At 44.4% G+C, this 19,695-nt stretch carries 16 protein-coding genes; 11 read left to right on the top strand and 5 right to left on the bottom strand.

Going from position 1 to position 19,695, the window contains the following annotated elements; all coding sequences use genetic code 11:
- The 5 genes from CWO13_RS11375 to CWO13_RS11355 form a co-directional block, all read right to left on the bottom strand.
- A complete protein-coding gene (locus CWO13_RS11375; RefSeq protein WP_108082979.1) occupies positions 1-2,280 on the bottom strand; it encodes a hypothetical protein in 2,280 nt (759 codons plus the stop codon).
- Between the two features lie 174 nt (positions 2,281-2,454).
- The gene (locus tag CWO13_RS11370; protein WP_108082978.1) at positions 2,455-3,927 is read right to left on the bottom strand and encodes an aerolysin family beta-barrel pore-forming toxin; all 1,473 of its coding nucleotides are present in this window, start codon (positions 3,925-3,927) and stop codon (positions 2,455-2,457) included.
- Positions 3,928-4,389: 462 nt separating this feature from the next.
- A complete protein-coding gene (locus CWO13_RS11365) occupies positions 4,390-5,151 on the bottom strand; it encodes a YdcF family protein (RefSeq protein ID WP_108082977.1) in 762 nt (253 codons plus the stop codon).
- A 314-nt stretch (positions 5,152-5,465) separates the two neighbouring features.
- Entirely contained in the window at positions 5,466-6,839 is a 1,374-nt protein-coding gene (locus CWO13_RS11360; protein ID WP_048658519.1) for an L-cystine transporter, read from the bottom strand.
- 185 nt (positions 6,840-7,024) lie between these two features.
- Positions 7,025-7,720: an NAD-dependent epimerase/dehydratase family protein gene (locus tag CWO13_RS11355; protein ID WP_108082976.1), complete on the bottom strand. Its 696-nt coding sequence runs from the start codon at positions 7,718-7,720 to the stop codon at positions 7,025-7,027.
- A gap of 637 nt (positions 7,721-8,357) precedes the next feature.
- Between CWO13_RS11355 and CWO13_RS11350 the strand changes: the two genes are divergently transcribed.
- The 11 genes from CWO13_RS11350 to CWO13_RS11300 all read left to right on the top strand — a co-directional run bounded on the left by CWO13_RS11350 (position 8,358) and on the right by CWO13_RS11300 (position 19,518).
- On the top strand, positions 8,358-8,969 hold the full coding sequence (locus CWO13_RS11350) for a flavin reductase family protein (protein WP_108082975.1): 612 nt from the start codon (positions 8,358-8,360) through the stop codon (positions 8,967-8,969).
- A 44-nt stretch (positions 8,970-9,013) separates the two neighbouring features.
- The gene (cobT, locus tag CWO13_RS11345; RefSeq protein ID WP_108082974.1) at positions 9,014-10,060 is read left to right on the top strand and encodes a nicotinate-nucleotide--dimethylbenzimidazole phosphoribosyltransferase; all 1,047 of its coding nucleotides are present in this window, start codon (positions 9,014-9,016) and stop codon (positions 10,058-10,060) included.
- Complete coding sequence (locus CWO13_RS11340; RefSeq protein WP_108082973.1) at positions 10,060-10,866, top strand: adenosylcobinamide-GDP ribazoletransferase; 807 nt, start codon at positions 10,060-10,062, stop codon at positions 10,864-10,866. The genes cobT and CWO13_RS11340 overlap by 1 nt, the downstream gene beginning before the upstream one ends.
- Before the next feature lie 9 nt (positions 10,867-10,875).
- Positions 10,876-11,478, top strand: a complete 603-nt coding sequence (cobU, locus tag CWO13_RS11335) for a bifunctional adenosylcobinamide kinase/adenosylcobinamide-phosphate guanylyltransferase (RefSeq protein WP_048668604.1) — start codon at positions 10,876-10,878, stop codon at positions 11,476-11,478.
- 9 nt (positions 11,479-11,487) lie between these two features.
- Positions 11,488-12,105 carry a histidine phosphatase family protein gene (locus tag CWO13_RS11330; RefSeq protein WP_108082972.1) on the top strand — a complete coding sequence of 206 codons (618 nt, stop codon included), beginning with the start codon at positions 11,488-11,490 and terminating at the stop codon, positions 12,103-12,105.
- A 140-nt stretch (positions 12,106-12,245) separates the two neighbouring features.
- Entirely contained in the window at positions 12,246-14,042 is a 1,797-nt protein-coding gene (locus tag CWO13_RS11325) for a M3 family oligoendopeptidase (protein WP_108082971.1), read from the top strand.
- 268 nt (positions 14,043-14,310) lie between these two features.
- Positions 14,311-15,339 (top strand): succinylglutamate desuccinylase, encoded by a 1,029-nt coding sequence (locus CWO13_RS11320; RefSeq protein WP_017057427.1) that lies wholly within the window; start codon positions 14,311-14,313, stop codon positions 15,337-15,339.
- Positions 15,340-15,472: 133 nt separating this feature from the next.
- On the top strand, positions 15,473-16,468 hold the full coding sequence (btuC, locus tag CWO13_RS11315) for a vitamin B12 ABC transporter permease BtuC (protein WP_048668601.1): 996 nt from the start codon (positions 15,473-15,475) through the stop codon (positions 16,466-16,468).
- The gene (btuD, locus tag CWO13_RS11310) at positions 16,455-17,213 is read left to right on the top strand and encodes a vitamin B12 ABC transporter ATP-binding protein BtuD (RefSeq protein WP_108082970.1); all 759 of its coding nucleotides are present in this window, start codon (positions 16,455-16,457) and stop codon (positions 17,211-17,213) included. The genes btuC and btuD overlap by 14 nt, the downstream gene beginning before the upstream one ends.
- Before the next feature lie 91 nt (positions 17,214-17,304).
- Positions 17,305-17,664, top strand: a complete 360-nt coding sequence (locus tag CWO13_RS11305) for a DUF6559 family protein (RefSeq protein WP_108082969.1) — start codon at positions 17,305-17,307, stop codon at positions 17,662-17,664.
- 399 nt (positions 17,665-18,063) lie between these two features.
- On the top strand, positions 18,064-19,518 hold the full coding sequence (locus CWO13_RS11300) for a lytic polysaccharide monooxygenase (protein WP_108082968.1): 1,455 nt from the start codon (positions 18,064-18,066) through the stop codon (positions 19,516-19,518).
- The last annotated feature ends 177 nt before the right edge of the window (positions 19,519-19,695 follow it).

Here is a 19,695-nt window from a genome sequence, read left to right as displayed (position 1 = left end):
TTATTCCTCTAGTGCCAATTGGATTTCAATCCAATCTTCTAGCTCTCTAAGCAGCAGATGGTTGATGTGTGGAAGCATAGTAAAGTCATCCTCCTTTACGATGACTCCTAGTTGTGTAACTGCCGTTTGAATATCCCCTTGGCTTAACGTGCTCTTGATATCGGCAAGTTGTGACCAAAGCTGGTGGGTAGAGATCTCCCCAATTTGAAACGCAATGGTGTCTTGATGGTCTTGTGATAGGTAGCTCAGATGAAGAGGTGATAGCGTGCTGTTGAACAGTTGATGTTTACTGTTGGTTGATATATTTGATTCTGACTGTTGATGCTGTGCGATTTGAAGATAGAGAGAAAGATCGCCCAATAAATACTGAAGTTGGTTGGCACTTGTCGATTTCATCGCCTTTTCCGTTATGCTGTCAATAGCGCTTTGAAAGTTTCGCTCAAAGTGAGCGCTAGGTTGCGACATCACGTTATCAAGTATGTCTGCCATTTGAGGTGCATAAAACCTAAGGTTTGCTGCAGAGTAAACGCTAGGAAACGGTATAGAGTAATTGAGAGAGCGTATGTAAGACATTGAAATAGCCAGTTTGAATTGAGGCTGAATGAAATGTTTAAAAATCTCATATTGTTTGATTTGGTCTAATACTCCACCGCTTGGTCGCTCGGTTAGTAGCAGTTCATACCAACGGCTAATTTGATACCAATTTTTATGATTGTTGGGGTCTGAGCTATCAACACCTTTGCTCTCTAAGTATTCGACAAAAGGTGTTTGGTAGCTAAGAATCTGGATTTCCGTTAATTCAGAAACGAGTTCTTCAAAGAGTTTGTTCGATGATTGACCAGAGATGTAGGCGTTAGCCGTGTTGATTAGCTGAATTCTAAATAAGCCTGCAGGCCAACCATAAATAATCTTTGCTGCAATATACTGTTCCACATTAAAGTCGACTCTCTTCATTAACAGTTCGGATAGCTCAGGATCCTTTTTAGGGTGGTACGTATCGTACAATGGACCTGATTCTTTACATGCATCGACAGAGGCTTGAATGCCTCCGGGTACAATGGCGGGAATGCCCCAGCACTCTCTAGCTGGACGTACCTCAAAGGTAGCCGTTTTAAGTTGCTCTTCACTGAGATAATCAAGCCCCCATGCTTCATTCGCATACTCTCTCAATCCACTTTGCCTTACTTGAAATTCCAATGTACTTCGGTTGATTCTGCTGTGTGTAATGATTGATGCTACGTGAGGTTTTGCTCTCTCTATGAGCCGCTTAACGATGTTCTCTCTGTGTGTAGATAGTCGGTGCAAAGCGATTTCAACAAGTTCTTTTTTTTTGCTATGTATATTTAAAGCGAGCGCGTGATAGTTATCTGCGTTCAGGTTGTTAATCAGATCATCAATGCGTGCTGGTCCTTCAGTGCGAATGCAGCGTTCGATCTCTGTTAAAGAGGACCGACCGTTTTGGCATAGAGGTTGGTTTAGATTTGAATCAGGGGAAAGGTGTCCGATTGACTTCAACAGTTCTAAATCAATTCGAGCCATTTGCTTAGAAAGTTGCCTATCGTATGCAGAGGTGAGTCGTCGGTATTCGGTGTCTGCTTCAAGAAGCAGGTGGTCGACGTACATTGAGGCACTGTGTAATACGTGATTGTCGTACTTGTTAAGTAGAACAATTGCATCCTCTTTTTTGTGGTGGAAGCGATAAAATTCTGATGAGTGGTCGCTAAACACGTAATGTGTTTGGCTTTCAAACTCTTCAATTTTTTCTTTTGCAGCGAAGTATTTAATGTCATTCGATAATAGGTTTAACTCGTCACCAACGAGAGGAATGATGGAAAAAACAGAAGCGGCTTCATCAAGACGGGTAGAGGATTCCTGAGAGAATGTACTTACCATGTTGTCTAGCCAAAAGCCCACAGCGACCGCATCTCCAACTGGCCCTAAAACTTCCAACGTAGAAGAGCCCGCTTTACCGAGGCGACTGAATAGACTTTGTTCGCTTAGTGGACTTTCAAAAGTTTGAGGGACGCTCGCTAGTGCTTGTTCTGTTTGTGGCCAAGCTGCCGAAAAAGAGTTCGTATGAGCATCTTGCTCGAGTTCGCCTAGTGCAATCCCAAACTGTGGCTCTGAATAAACTTCGTTCCGAGCCCATGACGTTATACGATTCTGGTTAATCGCATCTAATGATTGAGTATCTTGGACGTCGTCACTAAGACAAAATGCGACAGATATGGGGCTATATATAATGGCAGCGAACCGCCATAACGTGTTTTTGTTTTTCATAGTATTTCTTTTTGGATAGTTAGCTGTATCTATCGAGATAGCCTCTCACCAACTGGTACGAGCCATGTTTGGGTTCTGAGATTCAAGATAGGTTTGGTTGTGTTGATAGAGGTATTACAAAAAAGCTCACCACCAGAGTGATGAGCTTAGGTAAGGGGGGAGATATGAGTTTGTTTACTGCTGCAAAGGGTTTATCACAAGCTGAGCATCTTCATACCCAAGTCGAGCAAGAGTCGCAGGGTCGAAATCAGTAACCACTTTAATATCACCCGCGTAGTAGGTTGTGTGGTTAGTTAATACCTCTATGACATCAAATGAATTAGCAGCGTGCTCAGCGCCGATATCTATCATTCCAGAATATTGTGACTCTGCATTAAACTGGCCTGAAACATAGGTGTAGAAAGGACGCACACTGGCACCTGCGGCGTACTGCATGCTATTCAAGCCATTGGTGTTGATTGCCCAACTCCAATCCCACCATTTCATCTCTCCAGGAATATAGCGGTGATCCCACTGGTAACGGATATTGGCTTGATCTTCGCTGGTGGTTCCCATGGTGAAGGTGTGTGAGACAGTAGGGCGGTTGGTTGGATGTGAGCTTAGCGCGTTGCCGCTATAACGAAGGAAACCTGTAAAGTTCACGTCGTAACTCATGTTTGTCTTGATACGGTATGGGTAAGAGATGGTAGAGCGTAAGAACTCGACTTGAAAAGGCAGCACGGAATGAGCCGGGACGGTAATGATGGCTTGTAGATCCGTCGGCTCAAAATGAGCGCCACTATTGGTATCAGAGAAACGTTGGCCTTCTTCTAGCGCGACTCTTACCTCTGTTTTGCCAACTTGTGGCCAGTGAAAGGTTTCATCAATGACGACTGAATCAGCAAGGTCGAAGCGCTGTGTTTTATTCCATTGTGTGGATTGCTGAAAATGAAGGTCAACGACGATTTGTTTAGGCTGATCTCCATCATTGATTGCATAAGCCGAGACGGTTTCAATCAGCTCTTGGTCGGTCTCTGTGATAGAGCTGTGTAAAAACGATGTGTTATCGAGCGTGTAAACGAAGTTATCAACAATGATGCTTGCCTTTTCATTACAGCGATCACCGGCACAGCTTCCATCGTTATTGCCTTTAATCTCCCAACCATTGTTAAGCGGTTTAATCGCCATATCTTGACCCACATAACGCGCGCTATCGCCTCCAACCCAAGCGTAACCCAGGTTATGGGCTAAGTAACTCAGTGGTCTGATAAAGTTCGTGTTGTCGCTGACTAAAGCGTTTTGAACATCAAGGTTGTTGTTCGTTTCAATGGCTTGCGCTTCGTAGTATGGCAGGCCTACGTCTGGGGTGTTGGGGTAGCACCAAGTATTGTCGCTTGGTTGCCCATGTTTGATGAGCCCGTGGTAGCCAGACCCCATGATCACCCAGTCATCTTTAAGACCAAAGATATCCCAAACGTTCATACGAGAAACAAGCGCAGCTTTGTGTTCCTGCGCTTCAGTATGAGTCAGTGGGCGATAGTCGGAGCGGCAAACATCCTCACCGAGGTTATCCAACACGACTTGGTCTGAATAGATTTTGGCATTAACAGAATAAGACGTTAATGATGTGGCAGCGATAAAGAGCGCAGTTTTACTGACGTTGAACATTAATGAGTTCCTAATTGCCATTGTTTGGCTTTTTTATTAGATATTATTTATATGTGTTATTTTGAAGCCGAGGGCTCCTAGCGGCGTGTACTCTGTCATATAAAACGATCGCAAAAATACTGAATTGAATTGAAAAGAAATTCTCTTTAATTTCAGGCTCATTTAATGATTGAAGTATCATTTGATAAAGATTTTTCTCTTTATTCTCTGTCTTTTTTATTGAGCGGTGCGTACTCAGGTATGGGATACCTTTTGAGGTGTGTGTAAAGCTTTCGATGAAATGATGAAAGGTGTCGAGTTCAACAAACAGGTTGATACTGATTGTTTTGCATAGTTGGTAAAGAACATAGACAAAACAGATACAAAAATGCAGCGATAACCCAAGGGTTGTCGCTGCATTTTCATTTATAGTGATTTGACTACCTTACTTAGAGCAGCCCTCGGTAATCGGCAAGTGTCTTATTACGCATCACCTGGCTTTTCGCGTTTGCTGTTCCAGCCCATAAAGTTGTAGATGTTGTAACGAGCAAATCCTATCTGTTCATGCATAGCAAAATCTGTGACCGCAAAGTTGTACCACAATGGCAGCCATGAAATTTGAGCCGCCATATAATCGGCTCTCACTGGAACAACATTCAAGCCGAAGTGGTTGAAGTAGAGCTCGCTGCGACGAATATGTAGGCCAGATGAAACCAGTACAATTTTGTCGAATTTATGATGCTTCATTAGGTCACTAGTAAGCTGTGCATTCTTCCAAGTGTTGACGCTATTTGGCTCTTGAATGATGTCACCCATCGGAACGCCAAGTCTCAGCAATTGTTGTTGATAAATTTCTGCTTCGGTGACACCGTTGTTTTGTGCATCGCCACCACTGATGATCACTTTGCAAATGGCTTGCGTTGTCGAACAATCTTTATATTGGCTGGCTGTTTCGCTGATTCGGCCAAAAGAGAAGAAGGCCGGCTCGAATTCTTGCGTGCTTTTAATTAACTGCGTTCCTGCACCCAGAAGAACAATCGCATTATTATCCGACCATTGGATCTCAGGCTTACTTTCGTAATTTGCTTGCAGGTCATCTAATAAATAACGAGGGATAAAACCTGAACCAATCAACACAAATGACGATATAAGAACAAGAGATAAAAAAGTGGAAGTTGCTCGCCATTGAAGTAAGCGTGTTATGAAAACGAAGAGTAGAAGAAGTAAAAGTATAATAAAGCTCATGAGGATCCTGTTATCGAACTGGTGCCAAAATGATGTGACATACTGAAGCGGTGCATGATATATCAGTTATGTTAATCGTTCATAGCTAACTCATTGTTTTATTGAACAAATACACGATTTTTCCTATTAAACACAATTATCAATGAGATCATTCTAAAAATCGCTTGTTTATTGTTCGATAACACCTTTCTAAATATTGGCATATAAATTAATAGGGTTATTTAAATCTAATTCACTCCATATAAAAACGGTAATAATAAAAAACCGATGCATAGGCATCGGTTTTTTTGTTGGTCGAGCTGTTTGATTCAGAATTAAGCGTTCGCTTGTTCCAGATCTTGTTGCTTGTCTTTCTTACCCAATAGGCGACTTGTGATAGTACCAGCTGTCATTGCACCAGATACGTTAAGCGCTGTACGTGCCATATCGATAAGAGGCTCGATAGAGATAAGCAGTGCTGCAATCGTTACAGGAAGACCCATAGCTGGCAGTACGATAAGCGCCGCGAATGTTGCACCGCCACCCACACCAGCAATACCGAAAGAGCTCACTGTGATAATAGCAATCAGAGACAGAATGAAGTTGATGTCCATTGGGTCGATACCAACCGTAGGTGCAACCATAACTGCTAGCATTGCAGGGTAGATACCCGCACAACCGTTTTGACCAATCGTCGCACCGAAAGAGGCAGACAGGTTAGCGATCGCTGGTGGCACGTTAAGCTTAGTGATTTGAGCTTCAACGTTCAGTGGAATCGTTGCTGCAGAACTACGCGAAGTGAAAGCGAACGTTAGAACTGGCCAGATTTTTTGGAAGTACTCTTTCGGGTTTACGCCAACAAAAGAAACCAACACACCGTGAACAACGAACATCAGCAGAATCGCTACGTAAGACGCTACGATGAAACCTAGTAGGCTTAAGATGTCAGAAGCGCTTGATGTTGCCACTACTTTCGCCATTAACGCTGCGATGCCATATGGTGTTAGTGCCATGATCATCTTAACTAAGCGCATCACGATAGATTGAGCCGCTTCAACGAAGGTACGGATTGGAGATTCTAGTTCTTCTTTCTCTACCATCACTTTACGAGCAGCGATACCCGTTAGCACACCAAAGATAACCACTGCGATGATAGACGTAGAGCGAGCGCCCGTTAGGTCTGCAAATGGGTTAGTCGGAATAAAGCTAATCAGCATCTGCGGAATTGTTAGGTCTGAAACGCTGCCAATGCGGCTTTCTAGTGTTGCGATACGTGCTGTTTCGCGAGCGCCTTCTGTTAAGCCTTCAGCAGATAAGCCGAATGCTTGCGTAACAACAATACCAACAATCGCAGAGATTGCTGTGGTTGCTAGCAGGACAGAAATGGTGATGCCAGAAATCTTGCCCAGTGAACCGCCTTTCTCAAGCTTAACTACCGCCGCAATCATTGAAACTAGTACTAATGGCATGATGACCATTTTCAGTAAGCCAACGTAACCACGACCAACAATGTTTACCCAGTCTAGCGTTTCGTTAATAACAGGATTGCCTTCACCAAATAGCAGCTGAAGACCAAGGCCGAAAGCACTACCAAAAACTAAACCTAATAGAACCAAGCGCGATAACGTGTTTTCTTTTTTCTGCTGTCCGTAGAGAAAGAAGAGGATACCAGTGAATACCGCTAAGGCAGCGATAGCTGAAAGTGACATTTGTTTTCCTTATGAATTTCTTTAAATCGATAGGGCGCTTAGATATATGGGCGCAAATACTGTTAGCTACAGTAGCGACCTGTAACAAAACGTAAAATAAGGAAAAGTAATTTAATAGAACGATTAGTAATATCCACTCAATAGGATGGGTGGATATTCAACATTGTGATGAATAGGTGAGCTTTTTAGCGATATTTTGCCAATAAATTGAGCATGTCACTTGACGAGTAAATTTCGATATTTTGGAAATTATTTTCGAATAATCGGAACAACATTGCTTTAGCTACGTCTTCCGACTGAATAGGACGTAGGTTTTTGAACTTACCAAACATAAATGGAGACAGCAGAGGAAAGACACTTTGCAGGAGTTTTTCATCAGCTCTTGGTTCATCACGCTCACCAACCAGCGGTCCGGGGCGTGCGATGAAAAGTTGCTTGAAGCCAATACGTTTTAAGTTTTGCTCCATTTGCCCCTTGCAACGAAGGTAGTGCGAATAGGAATCTGGTGAAGCGCCATAGCTAGAAACGACCGCGACGCGTTGAACCCCAAGAAATTTCATCGACTGAGCGACTTGGCTAACCAGCTCCACATCGATTTTGCGCAGTGCTTCTTTTGATCCTGCCTTTTTCTTAGTCGTACCTAAGCAGATAACGCCAAGATTTGGCGTGGCTTGGGTATCGTCCCAACTGGTGACTTGCAGGTCGCTGTGAATAAGCGTGTGGAGCTTGTTGGAGTCAAACTGTGAATTTAGTGATCTTCGAGATAGGGCATAGATATGCTCGACGGCAGGTTCGTCGGTGAGCAGTTTCATCACATGTTGGCCAATTAGCCCAGTAGCACCAGCCACTACGACCGATGTTTTGTCTCCAGAAATGCTCATCCTAACCCCTTACTCGCTTCACAAGTGCTTGTTTAATATAAACAGTGTTTGAATTTTAAGCGAATAAAAGTTTGATAAATGAGGGGCGAATGCTGAGTGGCTAATGACGTATTTAATATAGTAGGGATCTGAATCCGGTATTGGTTGAGTCTCAAACATAACAAAGCCCGCTGGGCGACGGGCTTTGTTACTTGCTTTGCTGCTTACTAGGTGAAGGACAGTGGGATTTTCCTTACCTTTTTGCTGGTTTTCTTATTTGATTTATTTGGCTTTCTTTTACTTGAGTTCGGAATCATTACACCTCCTAAATCGCTGTTCTGTTGAGTATTTCTATCGCTTGTGTTTCTTTGTGTAGCGTCAGTGTTGTGGGAATTCACTGTATGGGTACTTATCAATGGAGAGATTAACAAGTGTTTTAGATAAAGCATAAACGATGCCAAAATGTAAGTTATTGATAAATCTATTATCAGAATTGTTGGCGTTATAGGGTTCGTCAATTTGATTGTCAATTTGAGAAAAAACCAACGTGATCTGTCTAAATTAAGAACACTCTCTGCGGTTTCTAGTACTTAGCCATAGATACGACTCTTCTTAACACGTAAACTGAGTCGTAATTCACATAGACCAAGGACGTGCTATGAACTTCAAGCTTGATACTCTTGCTCCCACTCAGATTTATCACCTGATGACACAAACCGTTGTTCCTCGCCCTATTGCGTGGGCATTGACGGAATCTTCTGACCAAGAGTACAACCTAGCGCCTTTCTCTTATTTCACACCCGTTTCCAGCAATCCACCGCTACTGATGTTGTCGGTCGGGAAGAAGCCATCGGGCGAAATCAAAGATACCACACGTAACGCCCTTGAAACGGGTAAGCTGGTGATCCATATCGCGTCTTCAAGTTCTGCAGAAATAATGACGGCAACAGCTGCCACTCTCGATCATGGTGATTCTGAAGTAACCGCGAATAATATTGAGCTGGTTGAATTTGAGGGCTTTTCTTTACCGAGAGTGAAAGAGTGCGCCGTGGCTTTTGGCTGCACATTGTATGAAGTTAAAGAAGTCGGTGAAGTACCGCAAAGCCTTATCTTTGCTCAAGTTGAACAGGTGTATATCTCTGGAGGTGTGATCGATAAAGAGAGCGATCGCTTGAAGATTGATGCACTAGCACTTGATCCTTTATCTCGACTGGGCGGCGGTGAATACGCGACGCTTTCTAATGTGTTCTCTGTAGCACGCCCTAAATAGCTTTCCTAACTAAACCGTACCCAGAATAAGCGTTTATAAAAACTATGTTAGATACCCAATACTCGCAGTACATCCAACACCGTATTGACCAAAAAACCAAGCCACATGGCGCGCTTGGCTTACTAGAAAAAGTCGCGCATCAACTGGCATTGATTCAGAGCCAAGGCAAACAAGCTGCGGTTGAACACATCGAATTGAATACGCCAAGTATCATTATATTTGCTGGCGACCATGGCATAGCAGATGAAGGTGTGAGTATTGCTCCAAGCGCGGTAACACAGCAGATGGTGTTGAACTTCTTAAACGGCGGAGCGGCGATTAACTGTTTTTGTGCTGTGAACCACATCGATATTACGGTTGTAGATACTGGGATTTTGTTACCAGTCGAATCTGATAGCCCAATGCTGATCTCTCAGCGTTTAGGTACGCGAACCAATAACTTTGCCAATGAAGCGGCAATGAGTTTAGAAACGGTGGAACGTGGGATTGACCTAGGTAGCGAGCTTGTATCTAGAACCATTTCTAATGGCACCAATATCATCATGTTTGGTGAAATGGGCATCGGAAATACCAGCAGCGCATCAGCGATCTTAAGTGCATTAGCGAATCGTGCTGCAGCGGAGTGTGTTGGCCTAGGAACAGGCATCAACAATGAACAGCTTACACGTAAAGTGACTGTGGTTGAGCAAGGTGTTGCACGTTGCAAAGGTTTAGATGCGACTGAAGTTAAAGATATTAAAGAGGTACTAGCACAAGTCGGCGGCTATGAAATCGTTCAAATGGTCGGTGCTTTCCTTGGTGCATACCAAAACAGAACACCGGTATTGGTCGATGGTTTTATCGTGTCAGTAGCAGCGTATGCCGCTACCTTAATTGAACCGAACTGCCGTGACTATATGATCTTTGCACATCGCTCTGAAGAGTCAGGGCACAAAATTCTGTTAGAGCTACTAGACGCTGAGCCGTTGCTTGATCTTGGGTTGAGATTGGGCGAGGGCACTGGTGCAGCTCTAGCCATGCCAATTATTCGTGCGGCAGCCGAGTTCTATAACAACATGGCGAGCTTCGAAAGTGCTGGAGTCACGGTTTAATGAGTGATACGCCAGAAAGATCGCTGAAAGATCGAGTCACTTATCAATGGGAGTTGTTTGCACTGGCGATGGGCTTCTTTTCTCGTTTACCAATACCAAAGAACATGCCCTATTCATCAGAGCGAATGAACCGTTCTGGTCGCTACTTTTCAACGGTTGGTTTGTTACTTGGTGTTCTATGTGGCGGTGTGTTCTTGCTGCTTAATACAGTATTACCGAGTTCGATTGCCATCTTCTTGATGATGAGTTTCAGCTTAATGCTCACTGGCGCTTTCCATGAAGACGGCTTGACCGACATGGCGGATGGCATCGGTGGCGGTATGACACTTGAACGCCGCTTGACCATCATGAAAGACAGCCGAATTGGTACATATGGTGCGTCTGCGCTGATCATGGCATTGCTTGGTAAGTGGGCTCTGCTCAATGAACTCGTCAGCTTGACTGGGTTGTTTATGGTCATCGTGACGAGCTACACCTTTAGCCGAGCGATCGCAGCATCGCTGATTTACGACATGCCTTATGTCAGTGATTTGGACACGAGCAAGAGTAAGCCATTGGCCAACAAGCAAACTAAAGGTGAACTTGTCTTTTTATTGTTTGTGGGCGTACTGCCTAGCCTGTGGTTTGGTCTTGAATTCGCTATGGTTTTATCGGTCGTCGCCTATCTGTTCAGAGCAGGTTTCAAAAAGTGGTTAACGGCTCGAATAGGTGGCTTTACTGGCGACTGTTTGGGGGCAGCACAGCAATTGATGGAGTTATTGATTTACCTGGTATTCATTATTGCATTTTACAATGGCTTTCTATAACGGTTTCCTATGACAAACACGAATCAAATTAGTCAAACAAGACAGCGAAACAGCTATCTGGTATTGGGCGGGGCTCGTTCAGGTAAGTCGAGTTTTGCAGAGCAACAAGCATTATGTGCGTTTGAAGCATGTTCAAATGGACGCCTCAATTATATTGCGACAGCGACGTATCTTGATGACGAAATGCGAGAACGAATCTCGCACCATCAACAACGTCGTGGAGAACAGTGGATCGAGCATGAAGTACCCGTTGAGTTAGCCGAAAAACTGCAGTCTTTTGAGAAAGAAGATGTGGTGTTGATTGACTGCCTAACATTGTGGTTGAACAACATCATCTTTGAACTGGGTGATGATGCAACCAATGAGCAGATTGAAGCCGTGGTTGAAGTTTTGGTAAAAAGCGTCGAGCAAAGTCCGGCACAAATTATCATGGTGTCTAATGAGGTCGGTTTAGGTGTGGTGCCACTGGGTAAAGTGTCGCGCTTGTTTGTTGACAATGCTGGGCGAATGAACCAAGCGCTAGCTCGCGTTGTTGAACGAGTCACTCTGGTCGCAGCAGGGTTACCACTGAGCTTAAAACCATCCAATCACTTGCTTGATACTCAAGCCTAGGTCACGCACATGGTCAATGGAACAACCAAAAACATCTATCTGCTAAGACATGGCAAAGTCGAAGGAAAAGCTGCACTCAATGGTTTATCTGATGTATTGGTGAGCCCTGATCTTCAAGAACAGATATGTCAGACGCTTGCTACACAAGACATTACCTTTGATAGCGTGGTTACCTCGCCATTAAGACGATGTGGTGGTCTCGCGAGCTTGTATGCAGAGCGTATGTCTGTGCCTTTGTCGGTTGCACCTGGCTTTCAGGAAATGAACTTCGGTGAAGTCGATGGTGTCCCATTTGATGAACTTGAAGACAAGTGGGGAATGCTAGAAACCTTTTGGCAAAACCCAGCAAATCATCAACTGACTGGTGCAGAAAGTTTACAGAGCTTCCACGACAGAGTAACTCAAGCTTGGTCGCAACTTTTGAACAATCCAAGTGACAATATATTGTTGGTTACTCATGGTGGTGTGATTCGTATTCTGTTAGCGGAGTGCCTTGATATCGATTGGAAAAATCCGAGTTTGTACTCGAAGTTATCGATAGAAAACGCGTCGATAACTCATATTCAAATCACTCAGTTTGCACAGAGTTTTATCAGCGTTAAATCGATAGGGCTGCCTGTTCTCTGAGTGTTCAAAAAACACAGTTTAAGACTTAACAATCTATTAGATCTGTAAATAGACACAGATCTAATAGATCGAAATATAAAGCGGCGTTCACAGCCGTTATACCTGATTGGTATTACTACCTACGTGAAAGGAATTTAGTCATGACAACACCGAGTTGGGATCTAAGCATTGCTTACAGCGATCTTAATGATGCAAAAATCGAACAGGACATTGAACTCATTCAGCAGTGTATTGAGCTGTTGAACTTACACGTTGAAAAGCGTCACATCATTCTAGCGATGCAAAACGCGATTCAGACTTCAGAAGCGGCAGGCACGTTACTCAGCACGATCAACACTTTCGCTAATTGCCACGCATCGGTAGACGCGACACACACAGAGGCGAAAGCACTGCTTGGCCGTGTCGCAAAGCTGAGCTCGGAAATGTCTCAAGCGTTCAGCCCTTACGAAGACACGCTGATTCACGCTGAACCAGAGTTTATTGATGCGGTTTTAGAACACGAGAGTGCCGATGTTGCGGGCCAACGCTTTGCTATCGAAAGCTCACGTAAGTTATCAAGCAGTCGACTCAGTGTTGCTGAAGAGCAGTTATTGGCAGCGATGAAGGTTGATGGGCGTGACGGATGGGGTCGTTTATACGATAACCTAACCGGTTCTTTAAAACTGTCGCTAAAGCTGGACGGTGAAGAGGAAGCTCTAGGTTTTTCACAAGCCGCGAGCCTGTTGTACGGCAGCGAATTCGATAAACAAGAACCGGCATGGCGCGCCGTTCAAGGTGCGATGAAAACGCATCAAGAGTCTTTTGCTTCGATCCTAAATGCATTGGCGGGTTGGCGACTGACTGAAAACAAAAAGCGCTCGAAGATTAGCGATGTGCATTTCTTAGATCCAAGCCTACACGGCAGCCGCATTGTGCCAGAAACGCTCGACACCATGATGTCAGTAGCGAAAGCGAATCGCACGGTTGGTCAGAAAGCAGGTTTGTTGATGGCAAAAGTTCACGGGCTCGATGAAATGAAGCCTTGGAATCATTTGGCAGCAATGCCACCGCTGGGTGACGCTGAATCTAAGATCTACCCATTTGATGAAGCGATCGAAGTGATCAAAACTGCGTTCGCTGAAGTAAATCCAGAGATGGCTGATTTCGTCGCTTTGATGGTTGAGAACGGTTGGATTGATGCAGCTCCAGCTGCGAACAAACGTCTAGGTGCGTACTGCACCAAGTTTGCTGCGACACGCACACCTCTTGTGTTTATGACATGGAGCGGTAGCCGCTCAGATTTAATGACATTGGCGCACGAACTAGGCCACGCGTTCCACAACTGGGTGATGAAAGACATGCCGTTGTGTCAAACACGCTACCCAATGACGCTAGCAGAAACGGCTTCGATCTTTGCTGAAAACATCGTTCGTGACCATCTATTGAAGCAAGCAAAAACACGCAATGAGAAACTTGAAATGCTATGGGAAGAGCTTTCTTCTTCTTTGGCATTAATGGTGAACATTCCTGTGCGTTTTGAGTTTGAAAAAGCTTTCTACGAGCAGCGTGAAAAAGGTGAGCTAACGGCTCAGCAGCTGTGTGACTTGATGGAAACGACTTGGAAAGAGTGGTACGGCGATGCAATGACAGAAGCCGACCCTTACTTCTGGGCGAGCAAGCTGCACTTCAGTATCTCTCAACTAAGCTTCTACAACTACCCATACTTGTTTGGTTACCTATTCAGCAAAGGTGTTTATGCTCAGCGAGATGCGAAAGGCGAGCAATTTTACGGCGATTACGTGTCGTTGCTTCGTGATACAGGCAGCATGATGGCGGAAGAAGTCGTTCAAAAGCACCTTGGTATGGATCTGACTCAAGCTGATTTTTGGCAACAAAGCATCGACATGGTCAAAGTTCAAATCGATGAATTTGAAAGATTGCTCGATCAGGAAGATTAATTGATCTCAATCTGTTCATGGCAGGTAAGAGCTGTGTTAGCTTACGTGGCTCTTATCTTGCTGAGATGACCTGAGACAACCAAAAGCTGCTTTAAATAGAGAAAGTTATTTGGAACAGATGTCGGTTAGTAAAATCAGCAGGTAATACAAAAATATATGGGTAGTATTTGTGAGTGATAACGGAGTTTCTATTGATAAGTGCGATCCTAGCAACACAATTTCTATGTACAATTTATTAACATACGGCCGTGCAATTAAGGAGTAGCGCATGACGAAGACCCTCTTTCGCCAATCATTTCTTTTTGACAGCCTAGATCTTGAGCAAGAAGTGGTTGCAGGACAGACCGTACTGAGTAACGGTGTTCAAATTAAGCTTCATCAACGCGGTGTATTGGAAGTGATTCCCGCAGAGTACAATTCTGAAACCAAGAATATCATCTTTTCAACAGGTGTTCATGGCGACGAAACTTCACCAATGGAGCTGATTGATAAGCTCATTGAGGATATTGAAACAGGCTTCCAAGTAGTGACAGCAAGATGTTTATTCATCATTGCTCACCCGGAAGCAACCAACGCGCATACTCGTTTTCTTGATGTGAATATGAACCGTCTGTTTGATGAAAAACAGCACGAAAGCAACCGAGAAGTGGATATCGCGAAGAACCTTAAGTACTTGGTGACTGAGTTTTACAAAGAAACGGTACCTGCCACTCGTTGGCACTTAGATCTGCACTGTGCGATCCGTTTGTCTAAGCATTACTCTTTCGCCGTAAGCCCTAAGGTTCGCCACGAAGTTCGCAGCAAAGCTTTGTTCGACTTCATCAACAGTGCTCACGTTGAAGCTGTGTTGTTATCGAATGCGCCAACGAGCACTTTCAGTTGGTACAGCGCTGAAAACTTCGAAGCCCAAGCACTGACAATGGAGCTAGGGCAGGTAGCAAGAATTGGTGAAAACCAACTTGATAAGCTAACTGCTTTCGATTTGGCAATGCGCAATCTGATTGCTGAAATAGAACCAGAGCATTTGCCGAAGAAAACCATAACATATCGCGTAAGCCGAACGATTGTTCGTTTGCACGATGACTTTGATTTCATGTTCTCTGATGACGTGGAGAACTTTACCGCGTTCAAGCACGGAGAAGTGTTTGGTCATGATGGTGATAAGCCATTGATGGCGAAGAATGAAAACGAAGCAGTGGTATTCCCAAATCGTAACGTGGCTATCGGTCAACGAGCGGCCTTAATGGTGTGCGAAGTTGAAACACGATTCGACCACGGTCAGCTTGTGTACGATTAATACCGAGTCGAGTTATAGCAACGAAAACAACCGCTCAACTGGTTGAAATATCAAGGTTCACATTACGGTGTGAGCCTTGAGTTTATTTAGGGATACAGGTAAGGTTACGCGAACAATTTCAAAGTAGCTTGATATGGATTTCCAACAACTTCTTCACCAAAAACAGCGCAAATGGACCCTAGCCATTTATCTGATGACAGCACTGCTTGTCACGCTGAGTGCGATTTACCTAATGGTTGGCGATCTCTTCATTTCCCCTCTGGACACCTTGTCCACGTTAGAACAAAAACTACTGATTGATTTACGCTTACCTCGATTATTAGCAGCGATTGCGATCGGGGCTGGGCTAGCTGTATCTGGCGCAAGCTTACAAGTCTTATTAGGCAACGTATTAGCAGAGCCAGGAGTGCTCGGCATTTCTGGGGGCGCAAGCCTCGCCATGGTGATTGTGCTGTTCTTCTTGCCGTTTGCGCCGACTCCAGAACTGTTCATGATTGCTGCGGTATTAGGATCACTCTGTTTTACGGTGATTCTAGTGAGCATGGTAAAAACGATGCGACTCACCACGGCTAAATTACTGCTGGTGGGTGTGGCATTAGGCATTCTTTCTGGTGCGATGGTGACATGGGCGTTCTATTTTAGTGATGACCTAAGCCTACGATTATTGATGTATTGGCTGATGGGTAGCTTAGGTGGCGTGACTTGGTATCAACACTCGCTCACGTTAGTGATGATCCCCGTTATTATCTGGTTGTGTTTGCAAGGCAGCAAACTAGACAAACTGATGATAGGCGAAACGCATGCAGCACAGTTAGGCGTGAATGTTCCGAGATTACGTTGGCGTTTAATCTTTGCTGTGTCTATTTTAGTTGGCTGCGCGGTTGCGTTAGGCGGCGTGATCAGCTTTGTTGGCTTGGTTGTGCCGCACTTGTTACGTTTAGCGATTGGTACTGATAACAAATATCTGCTTCCTTTGTCTGCCGTTGCTGGTGCTGCATTGCTGGTATTTGCTGATATCTGTGCAAGAACCTTATTAGATTCCGCAGAGCTGCCTTTAGGTGTGATGACCACCAGTATTGGTGCGCCTATCTTCATTTGGATGTTAATTAAAAATCATGATTCAAATTAAGAGCCTGAGCGTCGGCGCTCGTTTATTACCACTATCATTTGAGCTCAAGCAAGGGCAGGTGACTCATGTTATCGGCCCGAATGGCAGCGGTAAAAGTACCTTACTCGAAGCGATATCTGGCATTGGTGATGGTTACAAAGGCGATATAAAGATCGACGGGCAGGATTTGTCGGAATTGTCGCTACAAGATTTATCATTGCATCGTGCTTACTTGTGCCAAAGCGCAAGGCCAGCCTTCAACTTGGAAGTATTCCAATACCTTGCGTTGTCATTGCCAAGTTCATCGCATGGCCTTGAGGCTGAAATCAACGCAGCTTTGGAAGAAATCAGCCAGATGTTAGACATTGCAGACAAACTTCATCGTTCAATTCAGACACTGTCTGGTGGTGAATGGCAACGCGTTCGCTTGGCGGGCATGTGTCTGCAAATCTGGCCGACACTTACCCCCTACGCGAAGCTGCTGATCCTCGACGAACCTGCCGCTCCGTTGGATATTGCACAAGAAGCCTTGTTGTACAAGCTCATTGAACGAGTAGCAGAGAAGGGGATCGCAGTTATCATGGCTAACCATGATTTGAACAGAACCCTAAGACACGCAGACCAAGTGTTGCTGCTCGATAAGGGCGTACTGCAAGCATCAGGTACCGCTACAGCAGTGCTTACTCCAGAACAACTAGAGTCCGTGTTCAACACTGAAGTCAAAAGTATCTCAGTCGATAATCAAACCTATCTGCTGTTTGGTTAGATAGGGCGTTTGTCTAGAAAGAGTATTTGCTAAAAGGTTATTTGGTTAAGCGGATTCTTGGGTTTAAGGCGAGTTAGTAAAGGAAGCAAATATGTTTAGATACATCCAAAGACGAAGAATCAAAAAAGTAATTAAGCTTCTGTCTGCAAAAATGGTGAAGAGCTACGGAAGCCGTGATTTCTTCTCGATTGGACAGGTTGAGACGAGCTCTAATGAACTGAGCAAGCGCCAACAACAGATTGCTTTAGCCTTGTTTGCGGATCCAAAAGACCTTGCTGTTGAATTGGCTCCCACTATCCAGCTGTTACGTAATGATGTGTCGAATGACTTCTTCGGTGGAGAAGAGTACACAGCGCGAGATGTACTCAATCTATTGGGTGGCGGCGGTTGGAAGGGCGGTCGTATGGACGATGACATGTCGCATCGTATGGGCATGAATAGCCGTTATTAATTACCTTATCATTACTCAACTTGTGTACAACTCGTGCAGCATACTTAATGTATATATTGGAAGCGGCTTAATCATTAAGCCGCTTTTTTATTCACTTTGAATAATGTTGCGTCAATCAAGACGGAATACTGAGATCCGATAATTCGAAGCAACATCATCTATCGACAACGCATTTCTTTGAGTTGTGTGAATCTGATTCCTATCAATATAAAACCCGCTGTTATTGATAAAATTGACGTATATATTTTTCGTTGTTCTTCAAATAAAAACTATAAACCCTCGAAGTGCAATTTTGATTGGTAAGTGACCAATTGATGTGATGTGCAGGGTAAAATAATAGAGAGTGGGAAAGTGACAACAATAAATAATAATATTCTAAAAGTAGCAGTAGGTATGGCTATGCTATCGAGTGTGCCTTCAGTGGCAAATGCTCATGGTTGGTCTGAATTTCCAAGTGCGCGTCAGAACACGTGTTACGAGCAAGGCGGAATCTGGTCGGGTACACCACCTAATGCTGCGTGTGCTCAAGCAAAAGACATTTCTGGTTCATATCCGTTTGTTCAACGTAACGAATACGCTAAAAATGTTCAGGATTTCAATAATATCAATGCTGTAAAAGCGGCGATTCCTGACGGCACGTTATGTTACGCCAATGATTCGCAAAAACGCGGTATGGGTGCGCCTCATACTGGTTGGACTCGTACTGAACTAAATACTGGTACGTTTGAATATGTATTCAATGCGACTGCGCCACACAACCCTTCTTTTTGGGAGTTCTACCTAACGAAACCAAACGCAGACCTAAGCAAAGGCTTAGCGTGGGGAGACTTAGAGCTTATCCAAGAAGAGGGTAACGTTCCGGTTAATGGTGGTAAGTACCGCATTAACGTCACTATCCCTTCAGACCGTTCTGGCGATGCGATTCTATTCGTTCGCTGGCAACGTGATGATGCTGCGGGCGAAGGCTTCTACAACTGTTCAGACATCACTATCGCGGGTGGCACAACCCCTCCACCAGAGCCGGGTCCAGAGCCCGATCTAGTGCGTGGTGATCTGTTTGTTTCAGACCAATTTGGAACGCCAGAAGTTGGTGATACAGTTAAGTACGACATCATCAACAAGTATGGTGAAGTAGCGCGTAGCTTCGACATCGTCATCGATGCTTCAAACATTAACGATTGGGCTCGTTTGTTGGCTTCAGAAATCAATGGTTGGCATGAAGAGTTTAAAGATGGCGCGATCTTCATTGGTGACTGGCACGCTGAAATGCAGCACTACATGTACTTCCAAAACGATCCTTCACGTAACTTCTTCAACTCAAAAGATAGCCGTGCTTCTGGTCAGTTAACGCTGATTGATGGTGGCGACGGTGGTGTTGAACCACTGAAAGGTGACATCTACGAGCTAGTGAAGAGTGACAATGTTGTGAATGCTGGCGATAAAGTTGTGATTGCAACAAGCGAAGCGGCGACATTGACTCAAACTCAAGGTTCTTCAGTAAGCATCCAGAATAACGGCACGGCTTCTATCGTAGTTGATACCGCTAGCATCACTGCAAACGAAACTTTATCGTTTATGGCTAGCTCAATTGAAAACGACAGTGTTGAAACCTTCACGTTCGAAGTGATTGCTGATGACGGTGGTGTAACACCAGACCCCGATCCAACGCCGGATCCTGATCCGACTCCTGACCCAGACAATCGCACTTGGGACTCATCAGCGACTTACCTTGGTGGCGAAGTCGTGACTTACTCGAACCAGTCATGGAAAGCGCAATGGTGGGTTCAAGGTGGTACAAACCCTAAAGCGACCTACGAAAATGACAAATGGGGCGTTTGGCGTCCAGCTCAATAACTCCATAGGTTTCACGATATGGGCACACCTGAGGTGCCCATATCTAATGACCTCGAGTTTAACTAACCTTGATTCCACGAATTTATTTCTTCAGAACATCCAGATACATTCCTCACGTCAGCCCCAATAAAAACAATTTCATCTAACCTATTGTTAAATATTTACTATTTGGTAATG

This window comes from Vibrio sp. ZF 223 (assembly GCF_003050585.1).
GTDB lineage: Bacteria > Pseudomonadota > Gammaproteobacteria > Enterobacterales > Vibrionaceae > Vibrio > Vibrio crassostreae.
Note: the sequence above shows the minus strand (reverse complement) of the source record. Positions and strands in the feature narration are given on the sequence as shown.

Coding starts and splice junctions, on each gene's coding strand:
- CWO13_RS11355 (WP_108082976.1), bottom strand. CDS start 7,720: ATGAGCATTTCTGGAGACAAAACATCGGTCGTAGTGGCTGGTGCTACT.
- cobT (WP_108082974.1), top strand. CDS start 9,014: ATGTTAGATACCCAATACTCGCAGTACATCCAACACCGTATTGACCAA.
- CWO13_RS11325 (WP_108082971.1), top strand. CDS start 12,246: ATGACAACACCGAGTTGGGATCTAAGCATTGCTTACAGCGATCTTAAT.
- btuD (WP_108082970.1), top strand. CDS start 16,455: ATGATTCAAATTAAGAGCCTGAGCGTCGGCGCTCGTTTATTACCACTA.
- CWO13_RS11350 (WP_108082975.1), top strand. CDS start 8,358: ATGAACTTCAAGCTTGATACTCTTGCTCCCACTCAGATTTATCACCTG.
- btuC (WP_048668601.1), top strand. CDS start 15,473: ATGGATTTCCAACAACTTCTTCACCAAAAACAGCGCAAATGGACCCTA.
- CWO13_RS11360 (WP_048658519.1), bottom strand. CDS start 6,839: ATGTCACTTTCAGCTATCGCTGCCTTAGCGGTATTCACTGGTATCCTC.
- cobU (WP_048668604.1), top strand. CDS start 10,876: ATGACAAACACGAATCAAATTAGTCAAACAAGACAGCGAAACAGCTAT.
- CWO13_RS11305 (WP_108082969.1), top strand. CDS start 17,305: ATGTTTAGATACATCCAAAGACGAAGAATCAAAAAAGTAATTAAGCTT.
- CWO13_RS11375 (WP_108082979.1), bottom strand. CDS start 2,280: ATGAAAAACAAAAACACGTTATGGCGGTTCGCTGCCATTATATATAGC.
- CWO13_RS11340 (WP_108082973.1), top strand. CDS start 10,060: ATGAGTGATACGCCAGAAAGATCGCTGAAAGATCGAGTCACTTATCAA.
- CWO13_RS11300 (WP_108082968.1), top strand. CDS start 18,064: ATGCTATCGAGTGTGCCTTCAGTGGCAAATGCTCATGGTTGGTCTGAA.
- CWO13_RS11365 (WP_108082977.1), bottom strand. CDS start 5,151: ATGAGCTTTATTATACTTTTACTTCTTCTACTCTTCGTTTTCATAACA.
- CWO13_RS11370 (WP_108082978.1), bottom strand. CDS start 3,927: ATGTTCAACGTCAGTAAAACTGCGCTCTTTATCGCTGCCACATCATTA.
- CWO13_RS11330 (WP_108082972.1), top strand. CDS start 11,488: ATGGTCAATGGAACAACCAAAAACATCTATCTGCTAAGACATGGCAAA.
- CWO13_RS11320 (WP_017057427.1), top strand. CDS start 14,311: ATGACGAAGACCCTCTTTCGCCAATCATTTCTTTTTGACAGCCTAGAT.